Origin of the sequence: Gordonia bronchialis DSM 43247 (genome assembly GCF_000024785.1) — a bacterium.
Classification (GTDB): Bacteria; Actinomycetota; Actinomycetes; order Mycobacteriales; family Mycobacteriaceae; genus Gordonia; species Gordonia bronchialis.
In genome coordinates, this window is sequence record NC_013441.1 from 3,256,890 (window position 1) to 3,282,132 (window position 25,243).

Consider the following 25,243-nt stretch of genomic DNA (forward strand, 5'->3'; position numbering starts at 1 on the left):
ACGCCGATTCAGCCCGGCGTCACCGTTTCGGCCAGACCGACGGGTCGGGGACGAACCGGATCGCCAGGCGCGCCCCGTCCCACCCGGCGTCGACGACGGTGCATCGTCGCAGGACCGACGGCAACCGGATCGGATGCCGGAACCCCGACACCGTCACCAGCAGATCGTCGCCGCTGCGGCCGAGGGCCAGGGCGTCGGGGTCGGGCAGGCGCTGCGGCCACGACATCTCGTACACCGTCTCCGCACCGGAGCCCTCCACCGGTGTGACCACGGCGGCCGCCGATCCCTGCGGCTCCCCATGCGGGCCGGCCAGCGAGATCCCGAGCTTGCGCAGCCTGGCGAAGCGATCGATGGTCTCGGCGGACCGGGCGACCCGCACGGTCGTCGCCGTCGGACCCGACTCGGCCGCGCGCCGCGCGAGCGACGCCGCCACCTCGTCGAAGGTCGCCGACACCACGTCCTCCTCGGCAGCCGATCCGGTGCCCTCATTGATCATCACCGACGCCAACGGCAGGCCCATCACGTCCGCCTCCGCGAGCATCGGCAACGCGAGGCGCCGCGACCGGTCGTCGCCGCCGAGCACGAGATGCGTTGCCACCGAATGCGGATCGGTGATGAGTTCGGTGATGTCGGCGCAGTCCCGGTCGATGGCGTCCACCGCGGCGGTGAGGGTGGCCATCGCGGGACGTTCGGCTGCCGCGGCCAGCCGCCGGTGCCGTGGCCAGAAGCGGTTGAGGGCCTGGGTCAACACGGCACCCGCGCGTAGGAAGGCGAACGGATCGCCGCATCCCGAACAGTCGACGACGATGCGCTGCCACTCTCCGCTCACCGCCTCGTCGCGAATCCGGCGCAGCAGCAGGAAGTCGTCCACGCCGGGCAGCGCGGTCAGTTCGGCGGCGTCGATGCCGGCGACGGTCCCCACACCGGGCAGCCCGACCTTCGAGCGTCGCACCGTCTCTCCGAGGATGTCGACGAAGGCCGACCACGTCCGTTCGGTGAGCGCGAGCCGGTCAAGCGTCAGCAGATGCAGGTACTTCGACACCGCGACGGGCTCGCCGGGCGCGCGGTACACCCCCGCCCACGATGCGACCGGCGAATGCCGGTCAACGGTGATCAGCAAGGTGTGCCGGGCGGCCCGGGTGACCGTGTCCCTGCTGTCGCGACGGGCGCTCGGTCGTTCCGCCGCACCGCCCGCCGCAACGACGGACACACCGGAACCCCCGGGGCCGAGCACCACATGGATGGGTGTGAGATCGATCAGCCTTCGACCCTCTTCTTGAGATCGTGCAGCGCGGCGTCCGTGATCGCCTTCTCCGCACGGCGTTTCAGCGCGCCGATCAGCGGTACGACGAGATCGACCATCAGCTCATAGGTCACCTTGGTCGATCCGGGCACCTGCTCGGTGAGCACGTATCGTCCCCGCTGGTCGCGCTGCAGATCACTGGACACCAGTCGCCACGAGACCTCCGTGCCCTTCGGATCCCATTCGTAGGCAAGGACATACGTGTCCTGCAGCACACCCGCGTCGAGGACGAAACGCACCTGGGAGGCCCGGCCCCGGGCGTCGGTCGCCAAGACCTCGACCTCTCGGGCGGCCGACACCCACTGCGGGTAGTTCTCGAAATCGGCGATCACGGCGAGGATGTCGGCCGCGTCGGCGTTGATGATGATGTCGCGCTCGGTGTGATCGGCCATCAGCCGGCCCCCACTGCGACGGCGGGTCCACCGACGATCCGGCCGGCCTCGAGTTCCTCTTTGACCGCGAACGACATCACCTTGCCGGCCACCCGTCGCCGCTTGTTCTGATCGGCGAGGGCGTCGGCGCGCGACCGCTCGTCGCCGGGCAGTGGCGTGATGGGTTCGGCGTGCAGAAAATAGTGGAGCACAAAGCCGTCGAGCACCGGCTCGCACCAGATCTCCATCGTCCCCGTCAACGCTCCCCCGACTGTCCATCGCACGCCCACCGGGCCGCGATCCTCGGTGACGGTGAGCGATAGATCCGGCCACCATCGCCGCCACCGGCCCCGGTCGGTGATGACGTCGGCCACCGACGCCGGCGCGGCCGCCACGAACGTCGCATCGGCCACCTGAATACTCGTCACGACATTAGCTTCACATATGCACCGCGAGTGACGGTAGGGCACCCATCCGCCGAGGCCCGACGGCCGGGGCCGGTGGCCGGGCAGTTTCCGAGGTGGCAGAACACCGCGGATTCGGCTTCTCGGACATCCCCGTCGAACGGATACGACGCGGGGATACGATCGATGACAACGACGATCGACAACATCGACACAGCGGAAGGTGCCGGCAGATGACGAGGTCCGAGATCACGGCGTTCGACGTACCGGCGAAATTCACCATCGCCGACGACGAGAACTGCACCGGCATCATCTTCGACATCGCCGAGAAGAGTCCCGACCGCACGGTGTTCAGGCACAAGGTCGACGGCCGGTGGACCCCGGTCAGTGCCCGCGAGTCCGCCGACCGCATCGTCGCGATCGCCAAGGGTCTGATCGCGTCGGGCGTCAATCCCGGTGACCGCGTGGCACTTCTGTCCCGGACCCGCCTCGAGTGGACCCTGCTCGACTTCGCGATCTGGTCGGCGGGTGCGATCACGGTTCCCATCTACGATTCCTCGTCGGCAGGCCAGATCGAGTGGATCATGCAGGACTCCGGTGCCACCGCGATCATCCTCGAGGACGACAACCATCGCGACGCGTTCCGGTCGATCCAGACGCTGCCCGAGTCGATCACGGTGTTCCAGATCGATCGGACCGACGGACCCAGCGCGATACCCCAGCTCATCGAAGCCGGTGCCGACCTCCACGACGACGAGGTCGCCAAGCGGCGCGCCACCGTCGGCTCGGCCGACCCGGCCACCCTCATCTACACCTCCGGCACCACCGGCCGGCCCAAGGGATGTGAGCTCACCCACGCCAACATGCTCTCCGAGGTGCGGGCCGTCCTCGAAGGCGACCTCCTCGACGAACTGCGCCGACGCCCCGAGAAGCGGCTGCTGATGTTCCTGCCCCTGGCGCATGTCCTGGCCCGCGCCATCACCCTGGTGGCCATCGAGGCCGGCGCCGAGGTCGGACACACCAGCGACACCGCCAATCTGGTTCCCGAGTTCGCCGCTTTCAAGCCGTCGCTGATCCTGTCGGTGCCGCGCGTCTTCGAGAAGGTCTACAACACCGCTCGCCAGGGTGCCCACGACAGCGGCAAGGGCAAGATCTTCGACGCCGCCGCCGACACCGCGGTCGCGTTCTCGAAGGCCTCCGAGCGAGGCAGCGTCGGACTGGTGCTGAAGGCCAAACACGCCGTCTTCGACGCCCTGGTCTACAAGAAGCTGCGCACCGCTCTCGGCGGCGAATGCGCGATGGCCATCTCCGGCGGCGCCCCGCTGGGCGCACGTCTCGGGCACTTCTTCTCCGGCGTCGGCATCCCGGTGTACGAGGGTTACGGCCTGACCGAGACCACCGCCGCGTTCAGCGTCAACACCCCGGCGGCCAGCCGGATAGGTACGGTCGGGAAACCGTTGGCGGGCAACGCAGTTCGCATCGGCGACGATGGTGAGGTGCTGCTGCGCGGCGGGGTGGTGTTCCGCGAGTACTGGCGCAACCCCGAGGCCACCGCGGATGCGATCACCGATGGATGGTTCCACACCGGAGACCTGGGCACTGTGGACCGCGAGGGCTTCATCACCATCACCGGCCGCAAGAAGGAACTGATCGTCACCGCCGGCGGCAAGAACGTCTCCCCGGCCGGCCTCGAAGACGTGATCCGCGCCAGCGCACTGGTGTCGCAGGCCATGGTGGTCGGCGACCAGAAGCCGTTCATCGCCGCACTCATCACCATCGATCCGGAGGCGTTCCCGGCGTGGAAGGAGCGCAACGGCAAGCCCGCGTCGGCGAGTGTGTCCGACCTCGCCGACGACGCGGATCTGCGCGCCGAGGTGCAGGCCGCCATCGACGACGCCAACAAGACGGTGTCTCACGCCGAGGCGATCAAGAAGTTCCGCATCCTGCCCGACGACTTCACCGAGGAGACCGGTGAGATGACCCCCACCCTCAAGGTGAAGCGCAACGTGGTCACCGAGAAGTTCGCCGACGACATCGAGGCGATCTACCAGAAATAGGCGCGCCAAAAGTCGGAGGCCGCAGCGCTCACAGCAGCTGGCGCAGACGCGCGGCGATGTGCTGCCACTGCCAGTTGTCGACGACGAATTCCCTTCCCCGCCTGCCCATCTCGGCCGCGGCCGCGGGGTCGCGGATGATGGACAAGATCGCCAGCGCGACGGCATCGACGTCCGTCCCGTCCACCACGGTGCCGGTGACCGACTCGATCACCGTCTCCGGCGCGCCGCCGGACTGCCCGGCCACCACCGGCACCCCGGTGGCCGATGCCTCGAGGTAGACGATGCCCAGCCCCTCCACATCCAGCCCGCCACCGCGGGTGCGGGCCGGCATGGCGAAGACGTCGGCGATGTTATGGTAGGCCGGGAGTTCTTGTGCGGCAACGGTTCCGGTGAAGAAGACATGATCGGTCATGCCGGTCTCGCCGGCGATCCGGTGCAGCGTGTCGGCGTAGGGCCCGCCGCCGACGATGACCAGCGCCGCGTCGGGCACCTCCCGCCGGATCAGCGGGAGCGCACGGATCAGCATGTCCTGCCCCTTGCGCGGTACCAGCCGCGACAGACACAGAATGGTCGGCCGCTGCGCCAGTCCCAGACGGCGGCGGGTGTCGGCACGCAGCGCGGCGTCGGGGGCGAACCGCGTCACGTCCACCCCGGGCGGCAGATACTCCAGGGCCGCTTGCGCGCCGAAGGCCGACGCGAACCGGCCGCGGGTGTAGCGGCTGACGAAGGTGACGACGTCGACGTGCCGGCCGATGTACCCCAACACCTGACGTGCCACCGGCAACATCGACCAGCCCACCTCGTGACCGTGGGTGCTCGCGATGACGCGCCCGGCCCCGGCCCGGCGCACCGCGGGAGCCAGCACCGCCAGCGGCGCCGCGGCCCCGAACCACACGGTCTCGATGTTCTCGGTCCGGATGATCTGCGCGGCACGGCGCGCGACGAACGGGGTCGGCAGCATCAGCGTCGTCGGATGCCGGTACACGCGATAGGGCACGGCTGCGTCGAACTCGATGTGACTGCGGCGGCGCCACCGCGGTGCGTAGACGACGATGTCTTCCGGCGGCAGCAGATCCACCAGGTTCTGCAGGTACGACTGGATGCCGCCGGGCCGGGGCGGAAAGTCATTGGTGATCAGCAGTGTTCTACGCATGATGGGTCCGGCGCATCTTATCGGACCTGATCGACCAGCCAGCGCCGCCACTCGGTGACCAGCGCGTCGCGCCCGATGCCCAGAGTCGCTCGGATCGCGTCGTTCTGCCGTGCGGTGTCGGCGGTGCCGGCCACGCCGAGATAGAGCTGTCGCAGGCGCGGCTCGTCCCACTTCTGCGCGACGAAGGCCGCGAATGACCAGGCCGACTGGTAGGCCAGTTGTGAATCGGGCCCGGCGACCGCGAACTCGGCGTCCTCGGGCAGGCGACCGGGCGGGCCGTCCTCGATGATGCGGTCCGCGAGTTGTGGTGCGGCGTCGGCGAATCGACGGTAGGTGCCCTTGCGTCCGACATACTCGGGTACGCCTTCGGTGATCCACATCGGGGCCCCGACCGCGGTGGATGTGCGCGCGGCGACGTGGGTCAGTTCGTGTCGCAGCACCACGCCGAGCGCGGGCTCCGGCAACGCGCGTGCCTGTGGGGTGAGGACGACCCGTACTCCGACGGCCGTCCGGTTGCGGGTGTCGATGCGGTCGAAGACGGTCGCCGCGGCCGCACCCGGCCCGGTGGCGCCGGACGCCAGCGCCTCGAACTCGGCCGGCCGACCGGTGGTCACCACCGCCGCCCGCTGCGGCCAGTCGCTCCCCCAGAACGCGGTGACGACCGCCACGGCACCCGGCAGCAGCCTCGGCAGATGTCCCACGGTGGCCGCGGTCCCCGGGTAGGACGCGATCACCGACACGCCGCCGGCCGTCGGCACATCGAGCGCTGCCAGGCCCGGCAATCCCCACAGCTGGATCTGGGGTTCCGGCCCGCCCGACATGGTGGCGTCACCGACGATCTTCCATCCATCGCCGTAGCGGGCGAGGACGAGCTGCGCGGAGGTGACGATCTCGGGTTCGGCGAGACCGGGTAGCGCCGCACCACCGAGCGCGTGATGCAGTTCCACCGGGGCCACCCAGGAATCCGAACTGCCCTGGGCGTCGAGCTTCGCCTGCACGGCCGGGGCCACCAGCGCCTCGGCCTCCTCGGTGGGGGCCAGCGCAAACCGGAACGTCGCGGGCCGCAGCCCCGAACCGCGCCCGCGGCTATCGGCCGCACGCGCGCCGAAGTTGTCCGCGGCCACCATCAGCCGATCGCGAAAAGCCGTCGGCGCACTGGCATCGAGCAGACCGGCCACCGCGGTCCGATCACCGCGCAACAGTGCCGCGCCGAGATCGTCGAGGACGACGGTGACCGCGGCCGCACGCTGTTCCTCGTACAGATTGGGCGCGGTGGAAACGGTCGTGGTCGTCGAACCCTGGTCGGCTGCGCTCGACGATGACGCCGACGGATCGCCACCGGAACCGCATGCTGCCGACGCGAGGACCGCGCCGGTGATCGATATCGCGATCAGGACACGCACCACACGCGGCGTCGCGTCCGGGGTCCATCGCCGCACGTGGTGGCTGCGATCAGTAGCGACGGGCCGCGTTGTACGGACCGGCCTCGTCGATCGGGACGACCTTGACCGGGACGCCGAAGGTGGACGCGTGGATCACGTATCCGTCGCCGACGTACATGCCGACGTGATGGGCATCGGGGTAGTAGATGATCAGATCACCGGGCTGCAGATCATTGCGGTCGACGGCCCGTCCGGACGCCATCTGGGCCTCGCTCGAGCGTGGCAGCGTCTTCCCGGCCTGCTTGTACGCCCAGACCATGAGACCGGAACAATCGAAGGACGACGGTCCGGTGGCACCCCACACGTAGGGATCACCGATGCGGCTCAGGGCGGCCTGCACCGCGACCAGCGCGATGGAGGTGCCGCGCGGGACCAGCCGCGGATCGAAGGTGAACTTGGGACCCTGCAGCTCGGCGAGCTGCCGCCCGGTCATGGACCGGTAGACGGCCCGGATCTGAATCCCCTGCAACTGGAGGTTGGCCTGTTTGGTCTGCAGATCACCGCGGACCCGCTCGGCCGTGGACACGGCCTGCGACGCCGTGGCCGCGGCGGTCTCGGCGGTGGCCTTCGCCGACGCGATGCGCTTGCGCGCGGCCTTGAGGTCGGTGAGGTCCTTGGCGGCCTGCCGCTGGATCATGTCCAGGCCCGACATCTGATCCAGCAGTGACTGCGGCGAATCGCTGACCAGGACGGCATACAGGCCGGTGACCCGGGCGCCCCGATAGCTGGCGCGCACGATCTTGTCCACCCGGCCCTGGTAGAGGTCGAGCTGCGCCCGCGTCGCATCCAGCGAGCGCCGGGCGTCGGCGGCGGCGCGCCGCGAGGTCGCCACGATGCGGCGTTGCTTGTCGTATTCGATCTGCGCGTTGTGCATCGACTCCGCGGTCTTCTCCGCGTCGATGCCGAGTTGCTTGTAGCGGGTCAGCAACTGGTCGGCGGTCCGTGCCGGGATCGCTTGCGCCTCACCGGTTCCGCCGACGCCCAGCTGGACAGCGAGCAGAATCGCCAGCGCACCGGCCGCCAGAATCGCGGGTATCGAACGCGACGCCGGCACGCGTCGCTCCCCTCCCGGTCGGTTGTCCACGTTGTTCATGTCTCCTCTGAAGCCTGCTGGCCGCCCGGAGCCCGGCGTCATCCCACCCGACCGGCGCCGCCTCATCGGCGGTCCTGCCTCATCGTGTGCGAAGAATCCCCCACTGCCGTGCACTCCCTCACCTGGCGTCCCAGCCTAGATCTGTCGGGCCGTCGGGATGACCGGTTTGGGCCATACCCGGGCGATCCGCTGTCCGGTGCGGGCGAACCCGCCGCCGGAATGAGGATCGGGCGGATCACGCGTGTGTGCGTGACCCGCCCGGATCCCAAGTCATCGTGTTGCCGGCATCGTCGCTCAGTAGCGCCGCACGCCGACCAACGACCATTCCTTGACCGCGGCCTTCTTCACCGGCTGGCCATAGGTCGAGGAGTGGATGAACATGCCGTTGCCGACATAGATGCCTGCGTGACCGCCACCGTTGAAGATGAGGACGTCGCCGGGCTTGGCATCCTGGTAGGCCACCGCACGACCGCCGCCGAGCTGGCCGTAGCTGTCACGCGGGATGGTCTTGCCGGCCTGCTTGTAGGACCAGTAGATGAGGCCCGAGCAGTCGAAGGCGTTGGGCCCGGCCGAGCCGTAGGAGTACGGCGAGCCGATCTTGCTCTCGGCGGCGCGGACAGCCTTCTCACCGGTGGTCTGCTGCGGCTGACCGAACGGAGCGCCACCGTGGGGGCGCAGCTGCTGGGGGATCTGGTCCGGGTTGATGCCGGGAACCGTGAACGTGCCGAGATTCGGGATCTCGACGGCAGCGCCCTGGTTCTTCTTCTTGACCGGCTGTGCCTTCTTGACCGGGGCCTTGTGATCCTGTTGCCCGACACCCGGCACCTCGAAGGTGCCGACACCGGGCACGGTGATCGGCGCGGCGAGCGCGGGGCCGGCGGCTGCGGCGAGCGAACCGAGTGTGATCGATCCGGCGATCACGGCCCTCTTGGCGACCTTGCCTCCGCGAGTGGGCTGTTCCAAACGATGTTTGGCCACGAAGCGAGTTCTCCTTCAGTTCTCCCTCTACCGCCTACCGAGTTAGCTGTCGGGTTCGGGCCGGAAGAATGGCCCTACGCGCGTGTCATCGTGACGTGTCCATTGCCGAACACACCCGACTCGATACGCGATTCACCCCGATTCGAACTCGTCCGATGAAACATCGAACCAGCCCGAAGATGGTGGTTCCCCGGTTCGCCCGCGAGGGCGATTGAGCGGTGACCGCTTGCAGACCACTTCTTGGTGAAGCGGGACGCTCCGCAAAGGTCTCGGAAAGGTTACGAAATCGGATGCGGGTCTGTCTACCAGGCCACGCACAGCCGAACTGGTTCGCTTTGCTAACCAGCCCTCAGGATGTGCGGACCGCGGTCCGAATCAGCCCTGTGAACTGCCGTTTTCCCTGATCTTGCAGATCGTGCAGCCGTACTGGAGGCCATTGCAGCCGAGACGAACACATCGATGGCCGCATCGAGTTCCGCATCCGGCGCAAGGGACCTCAGGCCCATCCCCGACGGACCCCTTTGACCCCCATCGTCCCAGCTCGGAGTACCCAACAGCACCGTCATCGCACAGTCGCCACACGCGACGGGACGGCCCGGGCAGCTAGCGCAGTCGACATACATCTGTGATCTCCATCTCACTTCTCCCGCACGGGATGTCGTCGGTCGGATTTCGCCTGGTGATCACGACGTCGACGCCGCTCTCACTCTGAGGTGGAGACTAGGGGCACCCACCGACAAAACCACCGCAGTCCCATCCGGCCCACCGGTCCCTCGTGTCACTACCGGCCGTTGTCATAGCGTCGAACTAGTGTTCGTCGCGTGCGGAAAACGTATCGGGAGGCCGGTGACGCCGGGCAACTCACCTTCGCCGATCTCGACGACGATGCCGCGGGTGGCGGCTTCGGCGATCGCGCCCTGTTCGACACGACACTGGTCGTGGTCGACCTCGAGACCACCGGGTCGGATCCGGCCGGCGATCGCATCACCGAGATCGGTGCGGTGAAGATCCGTGGCGGAGAGGTGCTCGGCGAGTTTGCCACCCTGGTCGATCCGGAACGATCGATCCCGCCGCAGATCGTCACTCTCACCGGCATCACCCACGCCATGGTCAGCGCTGCCCCCCGTATCGAGGAGGTCCTGCCGGCCTTCATCGAGTTCGCCCGCGGATCGATCCTGGTGGCCCACAACGCTCGTTTCGACATGGGGTTCCTGCGCCGCAACGCGCAGCGGCTGCATCTGGACTTCCCGTTCCCGCTGAGCCTGTGCACCGTCACCATGGCCCGGCGCATCTTGCACCGCGAGGAGGCACCCACCGTGCGACTGTCGGCGCTGGCCGACCTGTTCGACGTGTCGGTGCGGCCGACCCACCGGGCGCTCGACGACGCGCGCGCCACCGTCGAGGTGTTCCACCATCTGCTCGAACGTGTCGGCAACCAGGGCGTGCACAGTATCCGCGACCTCACCGAGTACCTGCCGCGAACCGATCCGCAGTTGCGCGCCAAACGCCATCTCGCCGACAAGATCCCGGCACGACCCGGCGTCTACCTGTTTCGCGGACCGTCCGATGAGGTCCTCTATGTCGGCACGGCCGTCGATCTGCGGCGCCGGGTGCGCTCCTACTTCACCGGGAGCGACCCGCGCCGGCGGATCGGCGAGATGGTCCGGCTCGCCCATCGGGTCGATCACGTCGAGTGCAGCCACGGGCTCGAGGCGGCCGTGCGCGAGCTGCGCCTGCTCGGCGCACACGCACCCGCCTACAACCGCAAGTCCAAGCAGCCGCACCGGGGCTGGTGGGTGGTCCTGACCGCCGAACGCTTTCCGCGGCTGAAGGTCAGCCGGTCCCCGAGCGCCGACACCATCGGTCCCGTCGGCAACCGGACCACGGCAGCCACCATCGCCGACGTCATCTCCGCGGCCGCCGGTCTGCGAACGTGCACCGGCCGGGCGGGCGCTGACGGTTACCACTGGTGCCGCCTACCCGAGCCGGGCGCAGCAACCGTCGGACTCTGCCATGCCTCGTCACGGCGACCGCAAACGCTGACCGACTATCTGCCCCGGGTGACCGCCGCGGCGGCCCTGATGTCCGGCGCCGACGACGCGCTACTGACCGCCCTGGCCGACCGCGTCGTCGCCGCCTCCGCGGCCCAGATGTTCGAGACCGCCGCGCGCCACCGAGATCGGCTGGCGCTCACCATAGATGCCCTCGCGCGATGCCAGCGGCTGGCCGCGCTGTGCGCCGTGGCCCAACTGATCGTCGCCCGGCCCGACGGTGCCCGCGGCTGGGAGTTCGCGGTGATCCGTCACGGCCGACTGGCCGGTGCGGGGGTCGCCCGGCGCGGCGTGGCCCCGATGCCCGTCGTCGATGCGCTCGTCGCGTCGGCCGAGACGGTGATCGCCGGTGACGGCCCGCTCCTCGGTGCCGCCGCCGAGGAGGCTGCCCTGCTCTTCCGGTGGATCACCGAACCGGATGCGCGAATCGTCGCCTGCACCGAGGCCCTTGCCCTGCCCGCCCGATCCGCTCAGCGGTGGCAGTCCTGGTCGGCGACCGCCCATCGCGCCCGGGACTCCGCCCGACACGTCCCGGCTACACACCTACGCGCGAGCTGATCAGCTCGTTCCCAGCACACATCCACTGCCGGTTGCGCCCGCCCCCCACAGCCGGTCAAGCCGCGACGGGCGAGCCCGTCGCGGGTCGAAACCCCGCACGCCGAACATGTCCGCACCCGCCGACGCACACCCACTACGCTGAGGGCCATGATCACCGCCATCGTGCTCATCCAGGCCGACATCCATCAGATCCCGGAGACCGCGCAGGCGGTCGCGGACATCCCGGGTGTCGCCGAGGTCTACTCGTGCGCAGGGGACGTCGACCTGATCGCGAAGATCCGGGTGCGGGATCACGAGCAGATCGCCGAAGTCGTCACCGGCCGGATCAACCGGCTTCCCGGTGTGCGCCACAGCGCGACCCACATCGCTTTCCGCAGCTACTCCCGCTCGGATGTGGAGGGCGGGTTCTCCATCGGCGAGGAGTAGTCGTCAGGAGCGAGCGCCGGCCAGGTCGGTACTCAGACTCGCCCAGCGCTCCAGCAGCGCGCGCGCAGCGCCCGAGTCGATGGCGTCGGCCGCGCGTTGCCGTGCGGCCCGGAATGCCTCGGTGAGTTCCGACGAGGTCATCGGGGTCTCCTGTTCGAAGGCGACGATCGCGCCGGCCGCGTTCAGCAGTACCGCGTCGCGCACCGCGCCCGTCGCCCCGGCGAGCAAGTCACGGGCGATCGCCGCGTTGGCGACCGCGTCACCGCCCTGCAGAGCCGACAGTTCCACCCGCTCGATGCCCAGGTCCGCCGGGTCGAGGGACAGCCGGGTGACCCGGCCGCCGATCACCTGCCACACCGTCGACGTGGTGGTGGTGGTCAGTTCGTCGAGTCCGTCGTCACCGCGGACGATGAGTGCGCCGGCGTCGCGGTCGGCGAAGGCCTGCGCCAGGACCGGCGCGAGATCGTCGAAGGCACAGCCGATCAGCCCGCGGGCCGGCCGGGCAGGGTTGGTGAGCGGGCCCAGCACGTTGAACACGGTCGGGATCCCGATCTGCTTGCGCGGCGGGCCGGTGAAGCGGAACGCCGGGTGAAAGACCGGGGCGAAGCAGAATCCGATGCCCAATTCGTCGACACACCGCGCGACACCCGCGGCATCCAGGGTGATCGCCACACCCAGCGCCTCCAGGACGTCGGCGCCCCCGCTCTTCGACGACGCGGCGCGGTTGCCGTGTTTCACGACCGGCACACCGGCAGCGGCGATGACGATGGAGGTCATGGTGGAGATGTTGACGGTGTGCGACCGGTCACCTCCGGTCCCGACCACGTCGACCGCCGGGCGGGATACGTCCACGAGCGTCGCGTGCGAGAGCATGGCCGCGGCCAGACCGATCAGTTCCGACGGCGCGACGCCCTTCATCTTGACCCCGACACCGAAGGCCGCGATCTGCGCGCCGGTGGCACCGTCGGTCATGATCTCGTTCATCGCCCAGGCGGCCTCCTCGGCCGTCAGGTCCTGTCGGTCGGTGACCTTGCCGAGGATCTGCGGCCAGGTGTACGTGGGTTGTGCGGGCGATGTCTGGGCGCTGCTCACAGACCCAGAGCTTACGGTGTTCCCTCAGCCCGATCGGTCATCGGCCGCAGGTCGCTGCAGCACCTGCCAGCCCAGAGCGGTCCCACCGTGCCGGGAACCGAGACTGGCCATTCGGGAACGTTCCTGGGACAGATGCATTGCGTCGAGAAGTTGCACGCGGGCCACCACGAGCACGGCGAGTCCCGCCGATGACGGCACCTCGGCCGACAGCGCTCCCCACCGCCCGGCGTCGACGACGCGGTAGCCGTCGAGGGCGGCGAGCGCGACGGCCTCGTCGAGACGGTGAGCCGGCAGCCGCAGAACGTGCCGCAGCACCACCTCCTCCTCGGGCTGCCACGACGACGCCGAGAGTGCCGTCGAACTCGCGATGGCGTCGTCGTCCGACGCGGCGACCACCGTCAGGTCGGGGTCGTCGACGGACAACGGCATCCCGGCATGCTCGCCGCCGAGGCGCGCGCGTAGCCGTGCCCACCGGCCGGCCGCAACGCGACGACCGTTCAGGTCGCGGCGGCCCCCGCTGTCACCGTCGTCCATGTGTCCTCCAGTCCTCGCTCGCGGCCTGTCGTCACAACCCCTTCAGCAAACCACGCGCACGCCACCCGCCCGTGCTCTCACCGAAGCCGTCAGGGGACACGCTGAGACGCCCCGATCATGCCCGCGACCTGCACGGAAAGAAAATGTTGGGGCCAATTTCCGACCCAAGTGGCCACCGCTTACTACGAACCGTCATACTTCACTTGTGACAAGCGCTGTAGGAACCTCAGGAACAGCCATCACCTCGCGCGTGCACTCGCTGAACCGGCCCAACATGGTCAGCGTCGGCACCATCGTGTGGTTGTCCAGTGAGCTCATGTTCTTCGCCGGCCTGTTCGCGATGTACTTCGTGGCGCGCGCGAACTCTCCCGCCGACATCGGCTGGCCCGCGAAACCCACCGAGCTCAATCTGGCACTCGCGATCCCGGTGACCACTGTGCTCATTCTCTCGTCGGTGACCTGCCAGATGGGCGTCTTCGCCGCGGAGCGCGGCGACGTCTTCGGCCTGCGCCGCTGGTATGTACTCACCTTCCTGATGGGGGCGTTCTTCGTCGCCGGTCAGGGCTACGAGTACTACCACCTGGTGCACGAGGGCACGACCCTCTCGTCGAGCGCCTACGGCTCCGTCTTCTACATGGCGACCGGCTTCCACGGCCTGCATGTCATCGGCGGTCTGGTGGCCTTCGTCTTCCTCCTGATCCGTACCAAGTTGTCGAAGTTCACGCCGGCACAGGCGACGGCCGCGATCGTCGTCTCCTATTACTGGCACTTCGTCGACATCGTCTGGATCGGTCTGTTCGTCACGATCTACTTCGTCCGATGACGCCGGTCCACACCGCCACCTGAACCAACAGCCCCGCGGGGCAGCTCCCCGCAGAGCACGACAACGACAGTCCGTCCGCTTAGTAGAGAGTCACAGATGAGTTCATCTCCACCGCGATCGTCGGATGGCGACGCCGGTACCCCCGCGGTTGCCGGACCCGCACCGTCTCGGGAGTCGGCCGCCGCTGCCGGCCGCAAGGCCAAGTCCCGTCGCAAGTTGCGCCGTCGGGCGAGTGGCGCGTTGCTGCTGCTCGCCGGTCTCATGATGGCCGGGGTCATCGCCTCGGTGCTGACCCCCGACGCTCAGGTCGCGGTCGCCAACGCCGACGACGCCGCCCTCATCAAGGACGGGAAGAAGCTCTACGAAACGTCGTGCATCACGTGTCACGGCGCCAACCTGCAGGGTGTGGCCGATCGTGGTCCGTCGCTGCTCGGCGTCGGCGACGCCGCCGTGTACTTCCAGGTGTCGACCGGTCGTATGCCGGCCGCCCGTGGTGAGGCACAGGCACTGCGCAAGCCGCCGAAGTTCACCACCGCGCAGATCGACCAGCTCGGCGCTTACATCCAGTCCGAAGGTGGCGGCCCGGTGGCCCCCGACGCCGACGGCGAGGCCCTGCGCGGTCAGAACCTCGGACGCGGTAGCGAACTGTTCCGCCTCAACTGCGCCTCATGCCACAACTTCACCGGACGTGGCGGTGCTCTCTCGGGCGGCAAGTTCGCCCCGACGCTCGACGGCGTGACGGAGAAGCAGATCTACACCGCGATGCTGACCGGTCCGCAGAACATGCCCAAGTTCTCGAACCGCCAGCTCACCAGCGATGAGAAGAAGGACATCATCGGGTTCATCAAGTACGCCACCGAATCCAAGCCGCAGGGCGGACTCGGTATCGGCGGCTTCGGCCCGGTCAGTGAGGGCATGGTCATGTGGTTTGTCGGAGTCGTCGCGGTCGTGGCCTCCGCCATGTGGATGGGATCTCGGACATGAGTGGCGCAGACAAGGACGTCCCCACGCAGGACGAACTCGAGCAGATGAGCAACGACGAGCTCGTCAAACTGGGTACCAACCTCGACGGGGTGGAGATCATCCACCGTTCCGAGCGCTATCCCGAGCCCGGTTCCAAGGTCGAGAAGCGCGCAGAACGCCAGGTGGCCATCTGGTTCACCGTCTCGGGCATCTCGGCCATCGCGTGCTTCATCATCTTCATCTGGAACCACTGGGAGTTCGCCCTCCCCGGGAGTGCCGACTACTGGCGTTACACGCTGAACACTCCCCTGCTGGGCATCACCTTCGGGCTCTCGGTCCTCTCCATCGGTATCGCTCTGGTGCTCATCACCAAGAAGTTCCTGCCGGCCGAGATCGCGGTGCAGGATCGTCACGACGGTGGTTCGTCGGAGCTCGACAAGAAGACCATCGTCGCCGAGCTCGTGGACTCGGGCACAACGTCGACGCTGGGTCGTCGCAAGATGCTCATCGGGTCGGCCGTCTTCGGTCTGGGAGCGTTCGCGTTCACCGGTCTGATCGCCTTCGTCGGCGGCCTCATCAAGAACCCGTGGGCCGAGGGTGACAACTCACCCCTGTGGCATTCCGGCTGGTCGACCCTGCCGGGGCAGCCCAAGGAGACCGTCTACCTGCGTCGGGACACGGGTGACCCGTGGCGCGTCGCGCTCGTCCGTCCGGAAGACCTCGATGCGGGCGCGATGGAAACCGTGTTCCCGTGGCGGGTGTCCGACGGCTACGGCGCCGATGAGCACTCCCGGCACAAGCTGCTCGAGGGGCTGCGTCAGGTGCGCAACCCCGTCATGCTGATCCGCCTGCGTCCCGAGGACGCCAAGAACGCGGTCAAGCGTCGTGGCCAGGAGAGCTTCAATTACGGCGACTACTTCGCCTACACCAAGGTCTGCAGCCACCTCGGCTGCCCGACCTCGCTGTACGAGCAGCGCACCAATCGCATCCTCTGTCCGTGCCATCAGTCGCAGTTCGATGCCCTCCAGTACGCGAAACCGGTGTTCGGTCCGGCTGCGCGTGCACTGGCCCAGCTGCCGATCACGGTGAACAATGAGGGATACCTGGTCGCCGCAGGCGACTTCATCGAGCCCGTCGGACCAGCATTCTGGGAGCGTAGATCATGACCATCGCCGACCGTCTCGGGACGCAGGCGCAAGAGGTGGATTCGCGGTATCACCTCGCCGCCGGTATGCGTCGCCAGATCAACAAGGTCTTCCCGTCGCACTGGTCGTTCATGCTGGGTGAGGTTGCGCTCTACAGCTTCATCATCCTGCTGATCTCCGGCGTGTACCTGACTCTGTTCTTCGATCCGTCGATGAGCGAGGTCATCTACGACGGCGCCTATCAGCCGCTCAACGGTGTGATGATGACCAAGGCCTACGAGACCACCCTCAACATCTCCTTCGAGGTGCGCGGCGGTCTGTTCGTCCGCCAGATCCACCACTGGGCCGCGCTGCTGTTCGCCGCGTCGATCATCATCCACATGATGCGCATCTTCTTCACCGGTGCGTTCCGGCGTCCGCGTGAGGCCAACTGGATCATCGGCTGCTTCCTGCTGATCCTGGCGATGTTCGAGGGCTTCTTCGGCTACTCACTGCCCGACGACCTCCTCTCCGGCACCGGCGTCCGCGCCGCGATGAGCGGCATCGTGCTCGGTATTCCGCTGGTGGGTACGTGGATTCACTGGGCGCTCTTCGGTGGGGACTTCCCCGGCGAGATCATCATCCCGCGCATGTACGTGCTGCACATCCTGCTGTTCCCGGGCATCATCCTGGCGCTCATCGGCGCCCACCTCGCGCTCGTCTGGTACCAGAAGCACACCCAGTTCCCCGGCCCCGGCCGCACCGAGCGCAACGTGGTCGGCGTGCGCATCATGCCGGTCTTCGCCGCCAAGGGCGGCGCGATGTTCGCGATGACCACCGGCGTGCTGGCCCTGATGGCGGGTGTCTTCCAGATCAACCCGGTGTGGGTGCTCGGACCCTACAACCCGGCCCACGTCTCGGCCGGCTCCCAGCCCGACATCTACATGATGTGGACCGACGGTCTCGCCCGTCTGATGCCTGCGTGGGAGTTGTATCTCGGTAGATACACGATCCCGGCCATCTTCTGGGTGGTCGTGGTGATCACGATCATGTTCGCGGGGATGTTCGCCTACCCGTGGATCGAGAAGCGCTTGACCGGCGACGACGCCCATCACAACCTGTTGCAGCGTCCTCGGGATGTGCCGGTGCGTACCGGCATCGGGGCGATGGCGCTCTCGTTCTACATCATCCTCACGCTGTCGTGCATGAACGACGTGATCGCCTACAAGTTCCACGTCTCGCTCAACGCGACCACCTGGATGGGCCGCATCGGCCTGATCGTGGTGCCACCGCTGGCCTACTTCGTCGCCTACCGCTGGGCCCTGGCCCTGCAACGCAGCGACCGTCAGGTCCTGGCGCACGGTATCGAGACCGGCCTGATCAAGCGCCTGCCGCAGGGCGAGTACATCGAGGTCCACCAACCGCTGGGCCCGGTCGACTCGCACGGCCACCCGATCCCACTGCCCTACGAAGGTGCGGCTCTGCCCAAGCGGATGAACAAACTCGGCTCCTCCGGCGCACCCGGCACCGGATCGATCCTCACCGCCGACCCGCCCGAGCAGCAACGCCGCAACGTCGAGGCCGACCACGAGAACGAGATGGCCGAGCTCAAGGCTCTACGCGAGCTGCAGGCCAAGGGCGGCAATCCCTTGGAGTGACCCCGACCCGCTCGACAACGTCAGAACGCCCACCGGAGAGAACTCCTCCGGTGGGCGTTTTGACGTCGGTGTCCGAGGGTTGAGGAATGCGGTGACGGCTCCCCACGATAGGACCGATCGACTCAGTGTCGCGCGCGACCTACCGCGCACCTTTGCGCCGATATGACAACGTGGAGGCCATGAGACGACGCTTCGTTGCCGATACCGCCCGCCGAGCTACGGGCTTGCGCCAGATCACCCGCGGACTCGGCACCCTCGACGCCGAAATCTACGATTCCATCGCACGCTCCCCCAGCCCACTGCTGGATGCCACGATGCCCAAATTGTCTCGCGCAGCAGATCATTCGAAGTTGTGGATGGCCATCGCGGCCGGGCTTGCGCTGTCGGGTAAACCGTCGTTGCAGCGGGGCGCGGCCCGTGGCATCGCCTCGCTGGCGGTCACCAGCGTCGTGACCAATCAGGGCGCCAAGCGGATTCGGCGACGTTCCCGCCCAGGCGTCGACCCGATTCCCCTCCCCCGCCGTGGGTTGGCCCAGCCCACCTCCAACTCGCTGCCATCGGGGCACTCAGCGAGTGCGGCTGCTTTTGCCGTCGGTGTGGCGGTGGAGAACCCACCGGTCGGTCTGGGCCTGGCCGCGCTGGCCGGTCTGGTCGGTATCTCGCGGGTCGCGACGGGGGCCCACTACCCCGGCGACGTGATGGCGGGACTGGGCATCGGTGCCGGGATCGCCACGCTGGGCACCCGAGTGATCACACCGATCACCCGGCCGCGGATCTCCATGGCCCCACCCTCACGAGTACACACCCAGGCCCGGCCAGACGGTGATGGTGTTGTGGTGGTGGTCAATCCAGACTCGGGTGACGGTCAGGGCACGCGCGTGCTTGACCGCATACGCCGCGATCTGCCGGCGGCCGAGATCGTCGAACTCGATGAGAACTCCGACGTCGAGCAGGTCTTGCGTGATGCGGCGGCCGACGCCGAGGTACTCGGTGTCGCCGGTGGTGACGGGACCGTCGCGACAGCGGCCGCAGTCGCCCGCTCGGCCGATCTGCCCCTCGCGGTGTTCCCGGCCGGCACCTTCAACCACTTCGCCCGCGACATCGGCTGCGACACCACCGCTGCCACCATCGGCGCGATCCGCGCCGGGCACGTCACCCGCGTGGACACGGTGTGGCTCAACGACGAACACCTCATCCTCAACACCGCGAGTATCGGCGCCTACCCGCAGTTCGTCCGGACCCGTACCCGCCTGCAACGCCGGATCTCCCGGCCGCTGGCGACCGCCTATGCGGTCTTGCGAGTGGTGCGTCGTGCCCCGCATGTCCGCATCGACGTGGACGGCAAGGAGGTCGAGACGGCTCTGTTCCTCATCGGCAACTCGATGTATCACCCCACCGGCTTCCTGCCCTCCCGTCGCATGCGCATCGACGACGGTCTCCTCGACGTCCGCATCCTGGAGACCAATCACCGCTGGGCGACGGCCAGAGTCCTCGGAGCCCTTGCCGTCGGACGGCTTGAGGGTTCGCGCCTGTACCACGAGATGCAGGTCCCGGAGTTCCGGTTCTCCGCCGTCGACGCACCGATCACCATCGCCCACGACGGTGAGGTGGGAGACGCCTACACCGATGCGCATTTCCGCGTCGGCTACCGCGAGCTCGCCGTCTACTCGCCGCGTCGTCGCTGACCCCCAGCTGCTGAAACGACTACGGCCGCACCGAGATCGGTGCGGCCGTAGTCGTGCGGAGAGAGCGGGTCAGTGTTTCTCGGGTCCCACGTGGTATTCGAAGACCATTCCCGCAGCGGTACCCATGATGACCGCTGCCGCGAAGATCGCCAGCCAGAAGTTGCCGGTCGCGAACGCCACCGCGAACAGTGCCGCGCCGCCGGCTACCAGGATCGGCCACCACGAGTGCGGGCTGAAGAAGCCCAGTTCGCCTGCGCCGTCCTCGATCTCGGCGTCCTCGAAGTCCTCCGGACGGATCTCGACGCGACGGGCCACAAAGCGAAAGTAGGTGCCGGCGATCAGCGTCAGGCCGGCGCTGAAGAACATGCCGACCACACCGACCCACTCGGTGCCCTTGCTGGTGAAGGTGGTGAATAGCGTGTAGGCGACGCCCGCGAGGGCGAAGAACACGGTGAGCAGCTCGAAGAGCCGGGCTTCGACTTTCACTGGGGGCCTCCTGGCGAGCAGCTGGCGAGACGGGTGTTGTTCGGGTCACCGGTGGCTCCGATGCTGCCGTCGGACTTGCGTCGCGTGTCGAACGGCACGGTCGTCACCGACTTGGGCTCCTGGCAGATCGCTTCGAGCGCTTGGGCGTTGGTTGCCTGCGGGTTGCGATCGCGGAACTTGATGTAGGCGTCGAAGGCCTGCGGCGAGACCGCACGCACCTCGAAGTTCATCATCGAGTGGTATGTGCCGCACATTTCCGCACATCGTCCGACGAAGGCGCCCTCCCGGTCGATCGAGGAGATCTGGAAGACGTTGTCGGTGTGGTTCTGCTCCGGGAAGGGCAGCACGTCGCGCTTGAACAAGAACTCCGGCACCCAGAAGGAGTGGATGACGTCGGCGGCGGCGAGGTTGAACTCGATGCGCTTGCCGGTCGGCAGAACCAGGATCGGGATCTCGCTGGAGCTGCCGATGGTCTCGATCTTGTCGAACCGCAGGTAGGTGCGGATGTCGTCGTCACGACCGCCGGCCGGGAACGGCAGTTCCTCGCCGTGATGCATCTCGCGTTCCTGCGGACCGGCGAACGGGTTGCCCTCACCCACGCCGGGCTGAGCGCCCTCGTAACGGGGAGTGCCGTCGTCGAAGATCACGCTGCGGTAGCCGAACTTCCAGTTCCACTGGAAGGCAGTCACATCCACGACGACCTTGGAGTCGTTGTTCTTGCTCTCCACGTCGTTCTGCACGATGACGGTGAAGTAGAAGAGGACCGCGATGATGATGAACGGGATGGCGGTGTAGGTCAGCTCGAGCGGCACGTTGTAGGCCGTCTGCCGCGGGAACACGCCCTTCTTCTCGTCGTTGGCGCGATGGAAGCTGATGGTCCAGAAGATCAGCGCCCACACCAGGATGCCCATGATGAGCGCCGCGATGACCGACCAGGTCCACAGGTCGCCCATCTGCTTGGCCTCCGGCGTGATGCCTTCGGGCCAGCCGAAACGCATCGCATCGCGCGCGTCGCAGCCGGTCATCACCAGGGCGGCGAGCGCCAGACCGGCAACGACGCCGACCCGCTTGACCGCCCGTGACGTGGAAGAGACCTGCCGCGATCGGGGTCGTCCACCGTGTGCCAATTTCACGCCTTCCTGCTCGCCCGGGTGCGCGCTCACGCCACCGGGTGCATGCCACATGACCTGCACAGCACAAGTCCTGCGCGGGAGTCCCACGGCAATTCTTGCACCTAGTACTACGCAGCGTAGACCAACACGACGAAGCTTTCGTGATTGGGGCGCACGTTGCGACATCTGGTGGTCTCAGGCCGTGCTCAACCGCAGTTCATCGCACGCTCAGGCGGCATCGGCAACGCGTCACCACCGATGGTCACCTTCGAGGTACGGCGCCGACGTCAGGCATAATCGGACGCGGTCGGCGACGCGCTCGTCGCATCGACCGGCACCGGACCCCGACGAGGAAATGAGGCGCTCACGTGTGCGGACTGCTCGGCCTGCTGACATCCGACGGTTCGGCGGCCCATGCCGTCGACGCCGTCTCATCGGCCTCGCACTGCATGCGCCACCGTGGGCCCGACGAACCGGGCACCTGGCACGACGACGATCTCGTCTTCGGATTCAACCGGCTGTCCATCATCGACATCGAACACTCCCACCAGCCGCTGCGCTGGGGCCCGCCCGAGGCACCCGACCGGTATGCCCTGGTCTTCAACGGTGAGATCTACAACTACGTGGAGATCCGGGCCGAGCTCGCGCGCGACGAGGAAGCCGTTTTCGCCACCGAGGGCGACGGTGAGGCGATCGTCGCGGCCTTCCACTACTGGGGGCCCGACGCGGTGCGTCGCCTGCGCGGCATGTTCGCCTTCGCGATCTGGGACACCGTCGAGCGCAGTCTGTTCCTCGCGCGCGATCCCTTCGGTATCAAACCGCTGTTCCTGGCGACCGGGCCGGGCGGAACGTTGTTCGGCAGTGAGAAGAAGAGCCTGCTGGAATTGATCGGCCGGGTGGTTCTCGACGGTGCCCTCGATCCCTGGGCCCTCGATCCCCGGGCCATCGAGCACTACACCGTCCTGCAGTACGTTCCCGAGCCGGAGACGCTGCATGCCTCGATCCGCCGGCTCGAGTCCGGTTCCCACGCCACCCTGAGGCCCGGGCAGGCACCCGATATCCGACGGTATTTCACCCCCCGGTTCGGCGTGCACCCGTTCACCGACGCCACCCGGCAGTCGCGGTACGACGAGATCGCCGAGGTGCTCGCGGACTCGGTCGCCAAGCACATGCGCGCCGACGTCACCGTCGGCTCCTTCCTGTCCGGCGGAATCGACTCGACGGCGATCGCCGCGCTCGCCATCCGCCACAACCCCGACCTGATCACCTTCACCACCGGCTTCGAACGTGACGGATATTCCGAGATCGACGTCGCCGTCGAATCGGCCGAGGCCATCGGCGCGCGCCACGTCGTCAAGGTGGTCAGCGAACGCGAGTTCATCGACGCCATCCCGCAGATCGTCTGGTACCTCGACGACCCCGTAGCCGACCCCGCGCTGGTCCCGCTGTACTTCGTGGCCCGCGAGGCCCGTAAACACGTCAAGGTCGTGTTGTCCGGTGAGGGCGCCGACGAGTTGTTCGGCGGTTACACGATCTACAAAGAACCGTTGTCGCTCAAGGGCTTCGACCGGCTGCCGGGCTTTCTGCGCCGCGCCGCCGGCCGGGCGTCGGACCGCATCCCCGAGGGAACGCGCGGCAAGAGTCTGCTCCACCGCGGGTCGCTGACCCTCGAGGAGCGCTACTACGGCAACGCGCGCAGCTTCGACGACGCGCGACTGCGAGCCGTGCTACGCGACTATCGGCCGGAGTGGACCCACACCGACGTCACCGCACCGATCTACGCGATGAGTGAGGGCTGGGATCCGGTGGCGCGCATGCAGCACGTGGATCTGTTCACCTGGCTACGCGGCGACATCCTGGTCAAGGCCGACAAGATCACCATGGCCAACTCGCTGGAACTGCGTGTCCCGTTCCTGGACCCGGAGGTGTTCGCGATCGCCGAACGTCTCCCCTACGACGAGAAGATCGCGCACGGCACGACGAAGTACGCATTGCGCAAGGCGCTCGAACAGATCGTCCCGGCCCATGTGCTGCACCGCAAGAAGCTCGGCTTCCCCGTACCGATCCGCCTCTGGCTGGCCGAGACCGAGATGTACGACTGGGCCCACGAGATCATCGAGCACTCCCAGACCGATCACATCCTGGTGAAGGAGGCGGTGGTGGCCATGCTCGACGAGCACCGCGCCGGCACCGTCGACAACAGCCGCCGGCTGTGGACGCTGCTCATGTTCATGGTGTGGCACGGCATCTTCGTCGAGAAGACGATCGTCCCCCAGATCACCGACCACACCTACCCGGTCCGCCTGTAGCGGCCCGCGTCGACGTCCACTCAGCCACCGAGGTGGGACGCGGCTCGATCAGCTCAGGACCGCGCGGATCTCCGACGCCGCCTGCTCACCGTAGGCACCGGCGATCCGGCCGAAGGCGGTCTCGGACTCCCAGGTCCAGTCCTGGGTCGATTCCGCCTCGAGCACGAGCACCGCGACCATCGAACCCACCTGCGCGGCGCGCTCGAAGCCGAGCCCCTTGCCGAGCGCGGTGAGGAATCCGGCACGGAATCCGTCGCCGACACCGGTCGGGTCCACCTTGGCGGTCTCGGGGACGACCTCGACGTGGATTCGGGTGCCGTCGGAGTCGATGATCTCGGCGCCGTCTTTGCCGAGGGTCGTCACACGCACGCCCACCATCTCGGCGACCTGCGCCTCCGACAACCCGGCCTTCTGGCGGAGCAGCCCCCACTCGTACTCGTTGGTGAACAGGTAGGCCGCGCCGTCGATCAGCTCGCGCACCTGCTCCCCGTCGAGACGCGCGAGTTGCTGCGAGGGGTCGGCTGCGAACGGAACCCCGGCGGTCCGGCATTCGCGGGTGTGCCGGAGCATGGCCTCGGGGTCGTCGGCACCGACGAGAACCAGCTCGGGAGTTCCGGTTTCGCTGATCACGTCGGCCAGGGAGATCTCGCGTGACTCGCTCATGGCACCGGCGTAGAAGGTGGCCAGCTGCGCCATCGTCTCGTCGGTGGTGCACATGAATCGGGCGGTCTGGTGAATGTCGGACACCCGCACACCGCGGCAGTCGACGCCGTTCGATTCCAGCCACTGCCGGTAGTCGTCGAAGTCGGGCCCGACGGAACCGACGAGGACCGGATTGCCACCGAGCTGACCCATGGCATAACCGATGTTGCCTCCGACACCGCCCCGGCGGACGACGAGATCCTCGACGAGGAAGCTCAACGAGATGTGTTCGAGGTGATCGCCGAGCAACTGCTCGGAGAACTTGCCCGGAAACTTCATCAGGTGGTCGGTCGCGATGGACCCGCAGACGACGGTTGCCACGTGGTTCTCAGCCCTTCAGATGTGGGACGGGTGAACAGCAAATGAGGAACGTCCGTCAGGCTACCCACACCAACACACAACCGACCGCACCCCGTCGATCACGAGGTGCGGTCGGTAGTGGTCGAGATCAGTTGAACGAGTCGCCGCAGGCGCAGCTGCCGGTCGCGTTCGGGTTGTCGATGGTGAAACCCTGCTTCTCGATGGTGTCGACGAAGTCGATGGTCGCGCCCTGCACATACGGTGCACTCATCCGGTCCACCGCGAGGCTCACGCCCCCGAAGTCCGAGATGACGTCGCCGTCGAGCGAACGGTCGTCGAAGAAGAGCTGGTAGCGCAGACCCGCACAGCCGCCCGGCTGCACCGCGATCCGCAGCGACAGGTCGTCGCGGCCCTCCTGGTCGAGCAGCGCCTTGGCCTTGGACGCGGCGGCGTCGGTCAGGATGACGCCGGTGCTCGTCGCGGCGCCGGATTCGTTCTGCACGGTCATGGATTGCTCCCTCGGTGGTTGGTTTCCCGGATGACATCCCCCGTGCGCGCGGCCGGCCGGCCGGAACCGCGATCCAGAGGCATACCGGGATGGCGAACCAGTGGTACGTGT

General features: G+C 67.7%; 22 protein-coding genes and 1 riboswitch. Of the genes, 9 read left to right on the top strand and 13 right to left on the bottom strand.

All coding sequences use genetic code 11. The features are described 5' to 3' along the window. Window positions 1-19 precede the first annotated feature (19 nt). Genes GBRO_RS15120 through GBRO_RS15130 form a run of 3 tightly spaced genes read right to left on the bottom strand, consistent with a single transcriptional unit; the run spans window position 20 to window position 2,102 of the window. Window positions 20-1,237 (bottom strand): ArsA family ATPase, encoded by a 1,218-nt coding sequence (locus GBRO_RS15120; RefSeq protein WP_012834766.1) that lies wholly within the window; start codon window positions 1,235-1,237, stop codon window positions 20-22. A 20-nt stretch (window positions 1,238-1,257) separates the two neighbouring features. Then, the gene (locus GBRO_RS15125; protein WP_012834767.1) at window positions 1,258-1,695 is read right to left on the bottom strand and encodes an SRPBCC family protein; all 438 of its coding nucleotides are present in this window, start codon (window positions 1,693-1,695) and stop codon (window positions 1,258-1,260) included. Next, a complete protein-coding gene (locus tag GBRO_RS15130; RefSeq protein ID WP_041919918.1) occupies window positions 1,695-2,102 on the bottom strand; it encodes a hypothetical protein in 408 nt (135 codons plus the stop codon). The genes GBRO_RS15125 and GBRO_RS15130 overlap by 1 nt, the downstream gene beginning before the upstream one ends. A 209-nt stretch (window positions 2,103-2,311) precedes the next feature. Between GBRO_RS15130 and GBRO_RS15135 the strand changes: the two genes are divergently transcribed. Continuing rightward, window positions 2,312-4,135, top strand: a complete 1,824-nt coding sequence (locus tag GBRO_RS15135; protein ID WP_012834769.1) for an AMP-dependent synthetase/ligase — start codon at window positions 2,312-2,314, stop codon at window positions 4,133-4,135. Window positions 4,136-4,163: 28 nt separating this feature from the next. Here GBRO_RS15135 and GBRO_RS15140 read toward each other — a convergent pair whose 3' ends face one another. The 4 genes from GBRO_RS15140 to GBRO_RS15155 form a co-directional block, all read right to left on the bottom strand. After that, a complete protein-coding gene (locus GBRO_RS15140; protein WP_012834770.1) occupies window positions 4,164-5,288 on the bottom strand; it encodes a glycosyltransferase family 4 protein in 1,125 nt (374 codons plus the stop codon). Between the two features lie 17 nt (window positions 5,289-5,305). After that, window positions 5,306-6,694, bottom strand: coding sequence for a hypothetical protein (locus GBRO_RS15145; protein WP_012834771.1), 1,389 nt, complete (start codon window positions 6,692-6,694; stop codon window positions 5,306-5,308). A 46-nt stretch (window positions 6,695-6,740) separates the two neighbouring features. Continuing rightward, on the bottom strand, window positions 6,741-7,823 hold the full coding sequence (locus GBRO_RS15150) for a C40 family peptidase (protein WP_083775604.1): 1,083 nt from the start codon (window positions 7,821-7,823) through the stop codon (window positions 6,741-6,743). A 294-nt stretch (window positions 7,824-8,117) separates the two neighbouring features. Beyond that, complete coding sequence (locus tag GBRO_RS15155; protein ID WP_012834773.1) at window positions 8,118-8,801, bottom strand: C40 family peptidase; 684 nt, start codon at window positions 8,799-8,801, stop codon at window positions 8,118-8,120. Window positions 8,802-8,817: 16 nt separating this feature from the next. Continuing rightward, window positions 8,818-9,029: riboswitch (cyclic di-AMP (ydaO/yuaA leader) on the bottom strand. A gap of 593 nt (window positions 9,030-9,622) precedes the next feature. Here GBRO_RS15155 and GBRO_RS15160 point away from each other — a divergent pair. Together GBRO_RS15160 and GBRO_RS15165 are read left to right on the top strand one after the other, a co-directional pair. Then, on the top strand, window positions 9,623-11,410 hold the full coding sequence (locus GBRO_RS15160; RefSeq protein ID WP_012834774.1) for a DEDD exonuclease domain-containing protein: 1,788 nt from the start codon (window positions 9,623-9,625) through the stop codon (window positions 11,408-11,410). Window positions 11,411-11,557: 147 nt separating this feature from the next. Next, entirely contained in the window at window positions 11,558-11,836 is a 279-nt protein-coding gene (locus GBRO_RS15165) for an Lrp/AsnC family transcriptional regulator (RefSeq protein ID WP_012834775.1), read from the top strand. Window positions 11,837-11,839: 3 nt separating this feature from the next. On the opposite strand, the gene trpD is transcribed toward GBRO_RS15165, so the two are convergent. Then, entirely contained in the window at window positions 11,840-12,928 is a 1,089-nt protein-coding gene (trpD, locus tag GBRO_RS15170; RefSeq protein WP_012834776.1) for an anthranilate phosphoribosyltransferase, read from the bottom strand. A gap of 24 nt (window positions 12,929-12,952) precedes the next feature. Continuing rightward, window positions 12,953-13,462: a hypothetical protein gene (locus tag GBRO_RS15175; protein WP_012834777.1), complete on the bottom strand. Its 510-nt coding sequence runs from the start codon at window positions 13,460-13,462 to the stop codon at window positions 12,953-12,955. A gap of 205 nt (window positions 13,463-13,667) precedes the next feature. Here GBRO_RS15175 and ctaE point away from each other — a divergent pair, with 205 nt between their 5' ends. From ctaE to GBRO_RS15200, 5 genes are all read left to right on the top strand, one after another. After that, window positions 13,668-14,285 carry an aa3-type cytochrome oxidase subunit III gene (ctaE, locus tag GBRO_RS15180; protein ID WP_012834778.1) on the top strand — a complete coding sequence of 206 codons (618 nt, stop codon included), beginning with the start codon at window positions 13,668-13,670 and terminating at the stop codon, window positions 14,283-14,285. Between the two features lie 96 nt (window positions 14,286-14,381). Then, complete coding sequence (qcrC, locus tag GBRO_RS15185; RefSeq protein ID WP_012834779.1) at window positions 14,382-15,269, top strand: cytochrome bc1 complex diheme cytochrome c subunit; 888 nt, start codon at window positions 14,382-14,384, stop codon at window positions 15,267-15,269. Then, window positions 15,266-16,414: a cytochrome bc1 complex Rieske iron-sulfur subunit gene (gene qcrA, locus GBRO_RS15190; RefSeq protein ID WP_012834780.1), complete on the top strand. Its 1,149-nt coding sequence runs from the start codon at window positions 15,266-15,268 to the stop codon at window positions 16,412-16,414. The genes qcrC and qcrA overlap by 4 nt, the downstream gene beginning before the upstream one ends. Beyond that, window positions 16,411-18,030, top strand: coding sequence for a cytochrome bc1 complex cytochrome b subunit (gene qcrB, locus GBRO_RS15195; protein ID WP_012834781.1), 1,620 nt, complete (start codon window positions 16,411-16,413; stop codon window positions 18,028-18,030). Before qcrA ends, qcrB begins: the two co-directional genes overlap by 4 nt. 179 nt (window positions 18,031-18,209) lie before the next feature. Further along, window positions 18,210-19,715, top strand: coding sequence for a bifunctional phosphatase PAP2/diacylglycerol kinase family protein (locus GBRO_RS15200; RefSeq protein WP_052298284.1), 1,506 nt, complete (start codon window positions 18,210-18,212; stop codon window positions 19,713-19,715). 69 nt (window positions 19,716-19,784) lie between these two features. On the opposite strand, the gene GBRO_RS15205 is transcribed toward GBRO_RS15200, so the two are convergent. Further along, on the bottom strand, window positions 19,785-20,201 hold the full coding sequence (locus tag GBRO_RS15205; RefSeq protein ID WP_012834783.1) for a cytochrome c oxidase subunit 4: 417 nt from the start codon (window positions 20,199-20,201) through the stop codon (window positions 19,785-19,787). Next, a complete protein-coding gene (ctaC, locus tag GBRO_RS15210; RefSeq protein WP_052298416.1) occupies window positions 20,198-21,226 on the bottom strand; it encodes an aa3-type cytochrome oxidase subunit II in 1,029 nt (342 codons plus the stop codon). Before ctaC ends, GBRO_RS15205 begins: the two co-directional genes overlap by 4 nt. A 455-nt stretch (window positions 21,227-21,681) precedes the next feature. Between ctaC and asnB the strand changes: the two genes are divergently transcribed. Further along, on the top strand, window positions 21,682-23,622 hold the full coding sequence (gene asnB / locus GBRO_RS15215; protein WP_012834785.1) for an asparagine synthase (glutamine-hydrolyzing): 1,941 nt from the start codon (window positions 21,682-21,684) through the stop codon (window positions 23,620-23,622). A 48-nt stretch (window positions 23,623-23,670) separates the two neighbouring features. On the opposite strand, the gene GBRO_RS15220 is transcribed toward asnB, so the two are convergent. After that, window positions 23,671-24,645 carry a carbohydrate kinase family protein gene (locus tag GBRO_RS15220; RefSeq protein ID WP_012834786.1) on the bottom strand — a complete coding sequence of 325 codons (975 nt, stop codon included), beginning with the start codon at window positions 24,643-24,645 and terminating at the stop codon, window positions 23,671-23,673. 127 nt (window positions 24,646-24,772) lie between these two features. Next, window positions 24,773-25,132 carry a HesB/IscA family protein gene (locus tag GBRO_RS15225; protein ID WP_012834787.1) on the bottom strand — a complete coding sequence of 120 codons (360 nt, stop codon included), beginning with the start codon at window positions 25,130-25,132 and terminating at the stop codon, window positions 24,773-24,775. Window positions 25,133-25,243 lie beyond the last annotated feature (111 nt).

What these genes read in the sequence shown, in the direction of transcription:
- GBRO_RS15125 (WP_012834767.1), bottom strand. Translation starts at nt 1,695, where the DNA reads ATGGCCGATCACACCGAGCGCGACATCATCATCAACGCCGACGCGGCC.
- GBRO_RS15135 (WP_012834769.1), top strand. Translation starts at nt 2,312, where the DNA reads ATGACGAGGTCCGAGATCACGGCGTTCGACGTACCGGCGAAATTCACC.
- GBRO_RS15140 (WP_012834770.1), bottom strand. Translation starts at nt 5,288, where the DNA reads ATGCGTAGAACACTGCTGATCACCAATGACTTTCCGCCCCGGCCCGGC.
- GBRO_RS15150 (WP_083775604.1), bottom strand. Translation starts at nt 7,823, where the DNA reads ATGAACAACGTGGACAACCGACCGGGAGGGGAGCGACGCGTGCCGGCG.
- GBRO_RS15165 (WP_012834775.1), top strand. Translation starts at nt 11,558, where the DNA reads ATGATCACCGCCATCGTGCTCATCCAGGCCGACATCCATCAGATCCCG.
- GBRO_RS15175 (WP_012834777.1), bottom strand. Translation starts at nt 13,462, where the DNA reads ATGGACGACGGTGACAGCGGGGGCCGCCGCGACCTGAACGGTCGTCGC.
- qcrC (WP_012834779.1), top strand. Translation starts at nt 14,382, where the DNA reads ATGAGTTCATCTCCACCGCGATCGTCGGATGGCGACGCCGGTACCCCC.
- qcrA (WP_012834780.1), top strand. Translation starts at nt 15,266, where the DNA reads ATGAGTGGCGCAGACAAGGACGTCCCCACGCAGGACGAACTCGAGCAG.
- qcrB (WP_012834781.1), top strand. Translation starts at nt 16,411, where the DNA reads ATGACCATCGCCGACCGTCTCGGGACGCAGGCGCAAGAGGTGGATTCG.
- GBRO_RS15200 (WP_052298284.1), top strand. Translation starts at nt 18,210, where the DNA reads ATGAGACGACGCTTCGTTGCCGATACCGCCCGCCGAGCTACGGGCTTG.
- ctaC (WP_052298416.1), bottom strand. Translation starts at nt 21,226, where the DNA reads ATGACCGGCTGCGACGCGCGCGATGCGATGCGTTTCGGCTGGCCCGAA.
- GBRO_RS15225 (WP_012834787.1), bottom strand. Translation starts at nt 25,132, where the DNA reads ATGACCGTGCAGAACGAATCCGGCGCCGCGACGAGCACCGGCGTCATC.